The organism is Dinoroseobacter shibae DFL 12 = DSM 16493 (assembly GCF_000018145.1).
Taxonomy (GTDB): domain Bacteria; phylum Pseudomonadota; class Alphaproteobacteria; order Rhodobacterales; family Rhodobacteraceae; genus Dinoroseobacter; species Dinoroseobacter shibae.
On record NC_009956.1, the window covers coordinates 121814 to 133996 of the forward strand.

Sequence of the window (12183 nt, forward strand, 5' to 3'; positions counted from 1 at the left end):
CCCACGTTGGCTAGCCTTTCTCCAACAGCCACCAGGCAGCGCTGCGGGGCGGAAGGTTGCTGCCCGGCGCGGGGGGCTTGGTCTGCAAGATCCGTTTTGCACCCTGTCTGGGTGCGAGGTCTTGTGGCGCGCCGGACATGTTGGCGGCCACCTGCACAACGAGCGTCCCAACGCGCAGCCGGAACCGAATGCAGGCATCAGGCGCGTCTTCGAGTTCCATCGTGGCCTCGGCAAGCCCCAGGTCACGCCGCCGGGCAAGTGCATCGCGGTAAAAGGCGAGAACCGAGGCCGGGTCGGCCTCCTGCTGTGCCACGCCGCCCTGTTCCGCCCGCGCCATAGGTAGCCACGGCACCGCTTTGCTGAAGCCGCATGCGGGCTGCGTGTCGTCCCAGGCCATGGGCGCGCGGGCGCCGTTGCGACCCACCGAGTCGGGCCAATACATCAGGTCATAAGGATCGGTCAGCTCGACCTTTTCGAGCTCTGCCTGTGGCTGCCCCAGTTCCTCGCCCTGAAACAGCAAGAGGGGGCCGGGCAGCGCGCAAAGGAACGCTGCGAGCATCTTCGCATCCGCTGCCCCGCCATCGCCGAAGGACGAGACCGCGCGTTTCTGGTCATGGCTGTTGAGCCACCAGGTCCATCCTTCAGCATCCTCCAGCCGGGTGAGAAGGTCGCGCAGTACCTCCGTGCTGGGCCCGCGTTCCGGCAAGTCGATCGCATAGCCGGCGTCAAGTCGATCGGGGCCGGTGAACTTGCACGTGACTTCGACCGAACGGGGGCCGTTGTTGATCTCCCCCAGAAGGTAGGCGTCGGGGCCTGCCATCTCGCGCAGGGTTTCCGCGAAGGCAGCGCATTCGTTGGGCAGCACGTCGTGAATATGCTCCTGGAAGGTATATGGATTGTTGGATGGCCCGGGGATCAGAGCCGCTTCGGCCTCGGCCGCGGGGGGATTGTCGCGAAACCCGGGGTCATAGAAAAAGCTCGTTACCGCGTCATAGCGGAAGCCATCGACGCCACGGTCGCGCCAGAACCGCGTGATCCGGTTCAGCCGTTCGTGCACGCGGTCGTTGTAATGGTTCAGGCAGGGCTGACAGGGCAGAAACTTGTGCAGGCAGTATTGCGCACGTTGCGGGTGCCAGCGCCAAGCGGCCTCTCCGAAAAACGACAGCCAGTTCGAGGGCGGGCTGCCGTCCTTGCACGGGTCCGCCCAGATGTAGACATCCTCGAAGCCTTCTTCACGGGCCAGCGATTTTGCGAACCAGTCATGGGTGTCCGACGTGTGGTTGAGCACCAGATCGATCATCACACGCAGGTCCAGATCATGGGCCCGCGCCACCAGCGCATCGAAATCGTCGAGGGTGCCGAACCGCCGGTCGACGGCGCAATGATCGGCAATGTCATACCCCCCGTCGCAGAACGGCGAGGGATAGAAGGGCGAAAGCCAGATGCCGTCCACCCCGAGGCCGGCAATGTAATCGAGCTGCCGGGTCACCCCCGGCAGATCGCCTTCCCCCGTCCCGGTCGTGTCAAGGAACGACCGGGGGTAGACCTGATAAATGACGGGGTTTTCGGGCCACGGCCCGCGTCGCGGCATGTTCAACTGCCCACGATCATGCCGCCGTTGGGGTGCAGGGTCTGGCCCGTGAAATACGACCCGTCACTGCTGGCGAGAAACAGGTAGGAGGTCGCGACCTCCCAAGGCTGTCCCGGTCTCTGCATGGGTACTTGCGAGCCGAAACCTTCGACCTTTTCGGCCGGCATGGTGCCGGGGATGAATGGCGTCCAGATCGGGCCAGGCGCCACGCAGTTGACCCGGATGCCCTTGCTCACCAATTGCGATGCGATGGAGCGACTGAAGGCCGTGATCGCGCCGCGGGTGGACGAATAGCTGATCAACGCGGCGTTGCCCTTGAAGGCGTTGACGCTGGCGGTGTTGATAATGGTGCCGCCCTCGGGCAGGTGGTCCGCCGCCGCCTGGGTGCAAAAGAAATACCCCATGACGTTGCTGTCGAAAGTCCGGCGCAGATGATCCTCGGTAATGTCATCGAGTTCGGTCTCCAGCCATTGCTGGGCAGCATTGTTCACGAGAATGTCGATGCCGCCCATCTTTTCGGCCAGCTCTCGGACAGCATCGAAAGCCTGTGCGCGGTCGCCGATATCAGCCTGCACGGCGTGGCCCGTGGCTCCTTCGTTCTCGATCAGGCGGACGGTCTCTTTTGCGTCGCGGTCCTCATCGAGGTAGATGATTCCGACCTCGGCGCCTTCACGCGCGAAGAGGACCGAAACGTCCCGTCCGATGCCGCTGTCGCCGCCGGTAATAATGGCGCGTTTGCCCTCGAGCTTGCCGACGCCGGGGTGGCGCGGCATGTAGTCGGGGGGCGGATCCATCTTGTATTCATGGGCAGGCATCGCGTCTTGCGATTGTGCGGGAATGTCGGTGTGCTTGGACATGGGATAAGTCCTTTCGGAGAAGTGTTTCGGAAAAGGCTCAGCGCCTCGGTAGCAACCGCGACAGCACGGCGGTGCCAACGATCAGGCCGCCGAACACGGCGAGCCGGGCCAGATCGGCATCTACGATCAGGCCGCTGGCTTTTGCCCTTTCGCCATAGCTGCTGTGCGCGCTGGCTGGGATGCTGTCGACCGGGCCGTGCAGGTTGTCATCCGAGGTTCCCTGCGCGTCGCGGTCGGATTTCTGCATTTCTGCGCCGCTGGTGGACATTTTCTTGTCGAGGTAGTCCGGCAAGAGCATGTTGCCGAAGACCAGTTGCAGAACGGAGGCCCCGACAAACAACTCGCGCGACCCTTTGTGGACGGCCCTCATTACCGCATCGGCGGCCACCTCGGGCTGATAGATCGGCGGCGCGGGTTGCGGCTTGGTCTCCAACCTGTTGCGGGCCCAGTCGAATTGCGGCGTGTTGAGGGCGGGCAGTTGCACGAGGCTCATGGTGATCCCGGCATTCTTGCGGATCAGTTCGGACCGCACTGAGGCGACGAAGCCGTTGATCGCATGTTTCGAGGCGCAGTAAGCCGATTGGAACGGCACCGCCCGGTACCCCAGTCCCGAGCCCAAGGTCACGATCTGACCCCGCCCGCGCGGCTCCATCTGCGCCAGTGCGGCGCGCGTGCCGTTTACGACACCCATGAAAGTGGTGTCGACGATGGCGCGGAATTCGTCATCCTTCATCTCGGTGAAGGGCGAAAAACTGGTCAGCATCGCGCAGTTGATCCACAGGTCGATCGGCCCGAGCCCTTCCTCGATCAAGGTGGCGGCGCGGGACACCTGGGCGGCGTCGCTGACATCGCAGGGCAGGGTCATGACCTGTGGGCCGTAGGTTTCCTCCATCTCGGCCAGCCGGTCCTCGCCCCTTGCCAGCACGCCGACCTTGTAGCCTTCGGCAATCAGTTTCTCGACGGTGGCCCGACCGACGCCGGCGCTACCGCCCGCGACGACGGCGATTTTCGACTGTGTCATCTGAAGCTCCTGTGGCTGCTTGCGGGGTCAACGGTTCCGGGCCACCGTGGGTTCCCGCGGTCATGTGCGTTGGGGGGTGCCGGTCTGCATGCGGGCCCTGCCTGCGGCGAAAAGCGAGGCATAGGCGGGGACCAACAGCATCAAAAGGACGGAGGAGAACAGGATGCCGAAGCCGAGCGAGACGGCCGTGGGGATCAGGAACTGCGCCTGCACCGATGTTTCCAGGATCAGCGGCGTGACCCCGAGAAAGGTGGTCAGTGTCGTCAACGTGATGGGTCGGAACCGCCGCAGCGTGGCGCGCCGGATGGCCTCGTTCGGGTCGGTGCCCCTGGCCTCCTCGGCGAGTATGAAATCCACGATCAGAAGGGCCCCATTTACCACCACGCCCGACAGGCCGATGATGCCGAACATGCTCAGCAAGGTCAGGTTCATGCCCAGGGCCGCATGGGCCAACACCGCGCCCACGAAACCGAATGGCAGAACCAGCAGAACAATCAGGGGCCGGAGGTAACTGCCGAAGGCAAGGGCCAGCACCGCGTAGATACCGAACAGGGCCAGTCCGAAATTCTGTGTCAGCGAATTGGAAAAGCGGCCCGCCTCTTCCTGCTCGCCGCCGGCGGTGACTTCGAGGCCGGGGAAATCCGCTCGCAGGTCTGGCACGATCTGCGAAAGAACCCATTCGGTCTCGGCCCCGCCGGTTGTAAGGCCAGTGTTCACATCCGCCATGATCGTCGTGACTGTGCGCCCGTCTGCACGGGTGATCGAGGTTGCGGCGGGCTTCTGGTCGATCTCAACCAGCCGTTCGAGCGGGATATCGCCCTCGGGGCCGGGGATGGTCAGGCGTCGCAAGTCGGCGACGGCATCGCGATCTTCCAGCGCAAGGCGCAGGCGGATATCGACCTCTTCGCGGTTCCGGGCGAATTGGTCGATGGTGACCCCGTAGAAAGCGGCGCGCAACTCGCGCGCGATGGCGGTCTCGCTGATCCCGAAGGTCGCGGCATCGGCGCGGGGGGTGATGACCAGCTCCTGCGCGGTGCTGGCGCTGTCGTCGCGCAGATCACGGACGCCTTCGCGCCCGCGCAGGGCTTGGGTGATGCGGTCCACCGCTGCTTGCCGGGCGCTATCGTCCTCGGCGGCGACCTTAAGTGCGATCGGTGCACCGACGCCGACAAGACTGGACGAGAACAGCAATTCTCGCGCTCCCGCCACCTCGCCCACCTGCTCGCGCCAGGCGTCGGTGAAGGCCGCGGCTGTGATATCGCGCGTCGCGGCATCGGCCAGTTGGGCCGAGATGTTTGCGGTGCTGCCAGAGCTTGTGCCGCCCTGACCAGGCCCGCCGCCGGTGGAAAAGCCAATCGTGATGCCCGTGCGCTCCAGTACGTCCGCCCCGAGGGTGTCGGCGGCGTCGCGGGCGGCGCCCGCGATGTCGAGCGCCCGTTGCAAGGTTGCATCCTCGCTGGTGCCGTCGGGCATGCGCAACTCGGCGGTCACGAAGTTTCCTTCGATGCGGGGGAAGAACTCGAACCGGACCTTGCCGCCCTGGACCAGCCCGACGGTCAGGATCAAGCTGACGAGGCAGCCGGCGACGATGACGACCGGATGGCAGATGGCAAAGCGCACGGCACGGTCTAGCGGCCCGTCGGTGAAGCGCCGGAACCCGCGATCCACGCGCCTGCGCAGGCCGTCTGTCACACGCCGCGGCGAAAACCGGCGGGGTGGGGTGAGCCGGATGTTCGACAGGTGCCGGGGCAGGATGAAGAAACTTTCGAACAGCGACAGCAACAGCACGAAGATCACCACCGTGGCTACGGGGCCGATAAAGGAGCCCGACGCCCCCGGCAGGAGCAACAGCGGCGTGAAGGCAAGCACCGTGGTGCTGACCGAAAACAGGATGGCGCGCCAGACGCTCAGGATGCCCCGCTCCGCTGCGCGATCGGGATCGCCCTCGCCCTCCAATTCGGAATAGGTGTTCTCGCCCACCACGATGGCGTCATCGACCACAATCCCGAGGGCGAGGATGAAACCGAAGAGCGACAGCTGGCTGATGGCAACGCCGAAGGCCTGCATCAGCACGAACGCCCCGGCAAAGGTGATTGCCACGCCGCCCGCGACCCAGGCTGCGATGCGCAGGTCGAGAAACAGCGCCAGCACGATGAGGATCAGCACCGCGCCGATCCCACCATTCTTGGCCAGAAGGTCGATACGCCCCTGCAGCTGCGCACCGTTGTTGCGCCAGATCGTGGCTTCGACCCCTTGGGGCAGGCGCTCGGGCAGGGTTTGCTCGGTATAGCGTGTCACGGCGTCGGTGATTTGCAGAACCTGTTCGGTGCCCGTGCGCTCGACACTCAGGAACACCGCCGGCTGCCCCTCGATGGTGGCCAGCGTGGCATCCTCGGTCAAGCCGTCGCGGATGGTTGCGATCTGCCCCAAGCGCACGCGCGCGCCCGTGTCGCTGGTAAAGACCACCGTGTCCCGCAGGGCGTCTGCCGTTTGCGCCTCGCCCGAGACACGGACCTGCACGGTCGAGGCACCGGTGTCGATCTCGCCGCCCGACAGGTCGATGCTCGCCCCTGCGATCCGGTCGGCAAGGGCGGTCAGGCCGATGGCGTAAGCTTCGAGTGTTGCGCGGGGCACGGCGATCTCGATCTGGTCGGGGGCGACCCCTTTGACCGTGACCTGGCTGATCCCGTCCATGCCGGTCAGGTCTGCGCGGACGATTTCTGCCAGCGCCTTGAGCGTCTTGCGGTCCGCGGTCCCGAACAGAGCCAGCTCGACCGCTACCTCGGTCGGTTCCACCTCGGTCACCCGGGGGGATTCCGCGGCTTCGGGAAAGGTCGTGATGCGCGCGACGGCATTGTCGACATCGTCCTTGACCGTGCGTGGATCGGCGGCGCGTGTCAGTTGTACGGTAACCGTCCCGCGCCCGCGAGTGGCGGTGGCGTCGATGCTGCGGATCCCGGCGAGGCCCGTGACCTGCTCTTCGATCGGCACCAGGATGCTGTCGGCGACCTCTGCCGGGGTGGCGCCGGGATAGACCACTGTCACATTGATCACGCCGGTGTTGATTTCAGGGAAGGTCCGAACGGTCAGGTTCAGTGCAGCGGTGAGACCCGCTAGGACCAAAGCCACCATCGCGAGGTTCGCGGCCACGGGATTGGTCAGAAACCAACGGATCAGACGCGCCATCGCTCAATCGCCCCGAGCGACCTGCATCGCATCGGCAGCCACGCGGACTGTGTCACCATCCGCGGGCGCGGCCAGATCGCTGAGCAGAACCTTGTCGCCTTGCGAAAGCGCCTCGCCGCGCAGGGTCACAGTACTGTCGGTACGGGACAGCACGTAGACATCGCGTCTCTCGAGCTGCCCGTCCGAGATGCGCCAGAGCGTGTCGCCGCCCTTAAGTGCCTCGGCCGCCACGCGCAGCGCCGGGGGCGCGCCCAAGGGAACGCGCAGGGACAATTCGACCAACTCGCCAATGCGCACGCTGGACTCGCCTTCGGCGAAAGGGTCGGGGATATCCACGATCAACGTCACCGTGCGAGTGGCCGTGTCGATGGCCGGAACGATGGCACCGACTTTGCCGGTGCGCAGGGTGCGGCCCGTCGCCGGATCGCTGACCGTTACCGAGAGGCCGCGCGCCGCGGCGGCCTGCCCCAGAACCGAGAGGTCCGAAGGCAAAAGTCCCATGCGCACTTCGGCATGGTCCGTGGCGACAAGTTGCCCGATGCTGTTGCCGGCCTGCACCAGTTGCCCCAGTGACGCGTTTTCGCGGGTGACGATGGCATCGAACGGCGCGCGCAGCTGCGTGTCGTTGAGCGCGATCTCGGCGCGGGCCAACTCGGCTTCGGCCATCGCGACATCTGCCTCGGCTCGGGACTGCGCCACTTGCGCATCATCCAGCGCGGCTTCGCTGATGACCTGCTCGACGTGAAGTTTCTGCTGCCGCTCAAGGCTGATGCGGGTCTCTTCCAGCGCGGCCTCGGCTTGCGCGAGCCGGGCCTCGGCGGTGCGCAGATTGGCCTCGGCCACCCTGGCGTCCAGCCTGATCAAAAGCGTACCCTGCACCACACGCTGCCCGACGTCGAAAGAGGGCGCGATTTCCACGATCCGCTCGGTGATCTGCGGGACGACCTCCACGGCATCTGAGGCTCTGACGAAGCCAGTTTGATGCAGGATCACGTGATCGGTGGCCTCCAGTGTAGTCGCGCGCACAAGCGGCGACTGCGTTGCATCGCCACCAGACCGACGCTCCGCTGGCTGCGACAGCCACCAGTACCCGCCTCCGGCCAGCAGCAGAAGTGTCGCGACCAGCACGAGCCACGGCCATTTGCGGCCGTGATCAGCCTTTGAGGGGTTGGATCGCGTCATTGGCTTGACAGATCAAACCGCCATCGTCGCCACGGACCCGCCGTCGACCCGGTAGTTGGCGCCCACCACGAAGCTGGCCTGTTGCGAACACAGGAATGCGATGGTCGCGGCGACCTCTTCGGGTTTGCCGCGGCGTTTGAGTTCCAAATAGGGCCGCTCTTCGTCGAGGAAGGTCTTGACCGCCTCGTCGCGGCTGGTTCCCATTTGCTCGGCTCGCTGGTCCATCATGCCGTCGGTCATCGGGGTCTCGATGAAGGCGGGGGAAACGGTGTTGACCAACACACCGTTGGGAGCAGTCACCCGGCTGAGGGCCTTGGCGAAGTTCAGCAATCCCGCCTTGGCGACGTTGTAGACCGCTTCGTCCGCATAGGGTTGCACGGCGTTCTCGGAGGCCACCATTACCACGCGGCCCCAACCGCGCTTTTCCATGCGCGGCACGAACCCGCGCAAGGTGCGCACGACCGACATGAAATCGGTATTCCATGCTTCGTGCCAGTCGGCATCGGTCATCTCCAGCGGATGGCCCTTGGCTCCGGTCACACCGGCGGCGCAGACCACGATATCGGGCATCTCGAACCGCTCCTCGACGGTCTGAACCAGGCCGTTGGCCTGTTCTGTGTCCGACAGGTCGGCCTGGAGGGCATGGGCGCGATCGCCCAGGGCCTCGGCAGCCTCGGCCACCTTGTCGCCTTTGAGATCCACGAGGATCACGTTTGCGCCTTCGTCGCGCAGAAACTTCGCGGTTTCCCGGCCGATGCCAGAGGCGCCGCCGGTGATCAGGGCTGTCTTGCCTTTCAATCCGAATTCCATGGGGTGGGTCCTTTTGTGAAACTGTGTGTGTTGTGCGGTCAACGTCCCGGGGCAGGGGCGGTTCCCCCGCAGCCCGGCATCCGGCCCGCCGACGCCGCGGGCCGGGTCCGCATCACCAAAACAGCACCAGCGTGCCGATCATCAGCAGGATCAGGAGGATCGCATGGGTCTTCACGTTCTTGAGCACCGGTGCAGTGGTTGCGGGGGTGTCGAAGGCGTCCGCCCGCTGCCAGAGCGCATCCTCGCGCACATCCGGTGTGTCGTCCCGCAGACTGAGCGCGACGAAGATCGCGGCGGAGACGGCGGTCATGATAGTGACGCTGATCGTGTAATGCAGAGGCCAGATACCGAACTGGTTCAGCATGAAGACCACGAGGCCGAGGGTATGGCCGATGATCAGCGTCCAGAAGGCTGCGTTTTCGGTGCCGCGGGACCACAGGGCGCCGAGTGTGAAGCACACCACAAGCGGCGGGACCAGCACCGAGAAGGCCTGTTGGATGTAGGCCCAGAGGCCGCCGAAATACTGGATCAGCGGCGCCCAGGCGATGGCGATCACCATGAAGCCAAGGGTCGCCATCATGCCCCATTTCTTCGCCGTCTCGGGGTCGGGCTCTTTTTCGGGCCTCGTCAGGAAATCGTTGATCAAGAGGGTTGAGGACGAGTTCAGGGTCGAGTCCACGGTGGACATGATCGCCGCGATCAACCCGGCCATGACAAGCCCGGTCAGGCCCGAAGGCAGCACCTCGGTGATGATGATCGGGAACACCTGGTCCGAGTTCTGGATATCTGGCAGTGTGACCAGCGCCATGACCCCGGGCAGGATGATGAAGAAGGTCGGCAGGATCTTGAGGATACCGCCCAGGATGGCGCCCCACTGCGCATTGCTCAGATCCTTCGCGCCCAGAACGCGCTGCACGATGTACTGGTTGGTGACCCAGTACCAAAAGCCCAGCAGCCAGACACCGGTGAACAGCCCCGGCCAGGGCAGGGTGTCGTCGTCGATGGGCTGCACGATGCTCAGATGGCCCTCGGGGACCTGGCTGCGCACCGACTCCCACGAGAAATCGACAGACTGGTACATCAGGAACGCAGTCAGGCCAGTGCCGCAGATCAGCACCACCGCCTGCAGGATATCGGTATAGACCACGGCGCGCAGGCCGCCGGTTGCCGTGTATATGCCCGCGAAGAGGCCAATCGCCACACAAGACATCCAGATGTCGAGATCGGGGAAGAAGACCTTGAGCACGACGGCACCCGCATAAAGCCCGCCAGCGGTATCGACGATCACGGTAAAGACGATAGTCAGGCCCGAGAAATACAGGCGCACGCGGCGGGAATAGCGATTTTCGAGGTATTCCGGCGTGGTCGAGATGCGCGATTTCAGGAACACCGGCGCGAAGATGAACGCCATGAACAGCAGCGGGATCCCGGCCATCCATTCATAGGAAGAGACCGTCAGGCCACCTGTGTAAGCGCTGCCGGTCAGGCCGACGAGGGTCGAGGTGGATATGTTGGAGGCGAAGAGCGAAAACCCGATCGCCGCCCAACCCAGTGACCGGCCGGCCAGAAACAGATCCTCTCCCGTCCGGGTCTTGCGCGCGACCCAGACCCCGATGGCGATCACGATCGCCAGATAGACGGCAATCACTCCGTAATCGAGCATCGTGAGATTGGCGTCGATCTGCTGTTCCATGGTGGGTCTCCTTCGGCCTTCGGGTATGCGTGCGGGCCGAAAATAGGACCGCGCCACGCGGGTTTACGCAGCACATTGGTAACGCCATGGTGAGGGGAAGGTTCCGTAACGGGGGGTGGCACAGCCGACCGCATTGCGGTCAGCGCGAGGTTCAGTCGCGCAGATGCGTGGGTCTGCGGTATAGTAAAAACGCAGGCGCGGGCAGGGTGGCGATCTTCTTGACCAGGCCGTTAAGGCTGTCCGGAGCCAGCGCGGACCGCACCGCGAAGATCAGCCAGCACCGCGGAGACGATGAAGACCGGTTTTCATCGAAGATGCGACCCGGGTCACGCCGATGATGAGGCAAAGCCGTGCCGTAACATAGAGCGGAGTGAGTGCGACGCTGATCCGTCTATGCTCGGCCAAGCCTCAATCTATCTCGATCTGCTCGCTTGATCGGGCCCAGATGCAGATGTGCCGCCGAGAGTAATTGCTCTAGCTTGGCCGCGGCGTTCAGGTGCAGCTCGCTGTCGACGACCCAGACATGGGACCGCGGTGAAGCTCGCCGACGGTATTGGTTACAAAAACATGCTGCGCACCGGGAACGGAGAAACCCTTCGTGAACATGGGCGCCAACTTCCGACAAAATACCCGCAAATGACCAGTAACTCCGGGCGTTCGTCGGCGACAGCATAAGGGGGGCGGGTGCGAGCCTCGGGGTCGTTTTTTTTGGGTGCGTCAAGCCGCGTCGGCCTGCTCGAGCGATCCGGATGCGCGTTCGGGGCGCATTTCCAACTCCCCGCGGAGGCGCGGGAGGGCTTCGGGGTATTCGGCTTGCAGCCACGCGATCAACTTCTCGCGCACCTCGCAGCGCAAATCCCAGGCTTGGGGGGATGTGCGCGCGCTCATCAGTCCGCGGATATGCAGGGTGTCCTTGTCGGTGTCGGTCACCTGCAGGTTCACGACCTGGCCATCCCAGTGCGGCGAGTTTTCTACGGTCTTTTCAAGCTTGGCGCGCATTTCGGCGATGGGCACGGTGTAGTCCATGTACCAATAGACCGCGCCGATGATCGACGCATTTTCACGGGTCCAGTTCTGGAAGGGTTTCTCGATGAAGTAGCTGAGCGGCACGACCATGCGCCGCCAATCCCAGATGCGGACCACGACATAGGTGGCGTAGATCTCTTCGATCCAACCCCATTCTCCCTCGACGATTACCACGTCATCCAGCCGGATCGGTTGGGTGATGGCGATCTGGATACCCGCAATCAGGTTCGCAAGCACGGGGCGCGCCGCGAAGCCCAGGATCAGGCCCGCCGCCCCTGCCGAGGCAAACAGGCTGACGCCGTAGCGTTGCACGCTTTCAAAGGTCAGCAGAACCGCGCCGGCGGTCAGAATGCCGAAGACGATGTTGGCCGTGCGCTTCAGGACACGGACTTGAGTGACGAACTTGCGCGCCTGAAGGTTGTCGTCCGTATCCAGTCGGTGACGGCGAATTGCCCGATCGGAGAAGTGGCTCGTCAGAATGATAACGGTCCAGCCGACAAGAACGATGAGAAGGACAAGAAAGAGATGGCCCAAGCGGCTCTCCCATCTGTAGGGCAGGCCGATTTGTGGGATCGTGATGGCCAGTGCGGCAAGGATGAACGCAAGTCGCAACGGGCGTCGGGCACGCTCGGCGAGGGAGCCGACCACGCCGCAATTCGTCTTGGTGAAACGGGACAGGAGCGCGAAGGCCAGCGCGTGCAGCTGGAGGGCCGCGACCACGGCCGCCAGAAGCAGCGCCGCCGGGGCCAAGAAGGCCGGCAGCCCCTCGATCAGGTCACCCCAGCGCGCGATCTGTGATGTGATCTCTTCCATCCGG

8 protein-coding genes are annotated in these 12183 nt (G+C 64.3%); all 8 read right to left on the reverse strand.

Annotation, left to right across the window (positions count from 1 at the left end; translation table 11 throughout):
• Positions 1-10 precede the first annotated feature (10 nt).
• Positions 11-1591: an alpha-amylase family glycosyl hydrolase gene (locus tag DSHI_RS19655; RefSeq protein WP_012187284.1), complete on the reverse strand. Its 1581-nt coding sequence runs from the start codon at positions 1589-1591 to the stop codon at positions 11-13.
• A gap of 2 nt (positions 1592-1593) precedes the next feature.
• Entirely contained in the window at positions 1594-2448 is an 855-nt protein-coding gene (locus DSHI_RS19660; RefSeq protein ID WP_012187285.1) for an SDR family oxidoreductase, read from the reverse strand.
• 37 nt (positions 2449-2485) lie between these two features.
• Positions 2486-3469, reverse strand: a complete 984-nt coding sequence (locus tag DSHI_RS19665) for an SDR family oxidoreductase (protein WP_012187286.1) — start codon at positions 3467-3469, stop codon at positions 2486-2488.
• A 60-nt stretch (positions 3470-3529) separates the two neighbouring features.
• On the reverse strand, positions 3530-6655 hold the full coding sequence (locus tag DSHI_RS19670; RefSeq protein ID WP_012187287.1) for an efflux RND transporter permease subunit: 3126 nt from the start codon (positions 6653-6655) through the stop codon (positions 3530-3532).
• A gap of 3 nt (positions 6656-6658) precedes the next feature.
• Complete coding sequence (locus DSHI_RS19675; RefSeq protein WP_012187288.1) at positions 6659-7837, reverse strand: efflux RND transporter periplasmic adaptor subunit; 1179 nt, start codon at positions 7835-7837, stop codon at positions 6659-6661.
• A 12-nt stretch (positions 7838-7849) separates the two neighbouring features.
• Positions 7850-8647, reverse strand: coding sequence for an SDR family NAD(P)-dependent oxidoreductase (locus DSHI_RS19680; protein ID WP_012187289.1), 798 nt, complete (start codon positions 8645-8647; stop codon positions 7850-7852).
• Positions 8648-8759: 112 nt separating this feature from the next.
• A complete protein-coding gene (locus DSHI_RS19685) occupies positions 8760-10340 on the reverse strand; it encodes a sodium:solute symporter (RefSeq protein ID WP_012187290.1) in 1581 nt (526 codons plus the stop codon).
• Positions 10341-11057: 717 nt separating this feature from the next.
• The gene (locus DSHI_RS19690) at positions 11058-12179 is read right to left on the reverse strand and encodes a mechanosensitive ion channel family protein (RefSeq protein ID WP_012187291.1); all 1122 of its coding nucleotides are present in this window, start codon (positions 12177-12179) and stop codon (positions 11058-11060) included.
• Between the last annotated feature and the right edge of the window lie 4 nt (positions 12180-12183).

Excerpts from the sequence above, each read along its gene's own strand:
- DSHI_RS19655 (WP_012187284.1), bottom strand. The coding sequence starts at position 1,591 with ATGCCGCGACGCGGGCCGTGGCCCGAAAACCCCGTCATTTATCAGGTC.
- DSHI_RS19660 (WP_012187285.1), bottom strand. The coding sequence starts at position 2,448 with ATGTCCAAGCACACCGACATTCCCGCACAATCGCAAGACGCGATGCCT.
- DSHI_RS19665 (WP_012187286.1), bottom strand. The coding sequence starts at position 3,469 with ATGACACAGTCGAAAATCGCCGTCGTCGCGGGCGGTAGCGCCGGCGTC.
- DSHI_RS19670 (WP_012187287.1), bottom strand. The coding sequence starts at position 6,655 with ATGGCGCGTCTGATCCGTTGGTTTCTGACCAATCCCGTGGCCGCGAAC.
- DSHI_RS19675 (WP_012187288.1), bottom strand. The coding sequence starts at position 7,837 with ATGACGCGATCCAACCCCTCAAAGGCTGATCACGGCCGCAAATGGCCG.
- DSHI_RS19680 (WP_012187289.1), bottom strand. The coding sequence starts at position 8,647 with ATGGAATTCGGATTGAAAGGCAAGACAGCCCTGATCACCGGCGGCGCC.
- DSHI_RS19685 (WP_012187290.1), bottom strand. The coding sequence starts at position 10,340 with ATGGAACAGCAGATCGACGCCAATCTCACGATGCTCGATTACGGAGTG.
- DSHI_RS19690 (WP_012187291.1), bottom strand. The coding sequence starts at position 12,179 with ATGGAAGAGATCACATCACAGATCGCGCGCTGGGGTGACCTGATCGAG.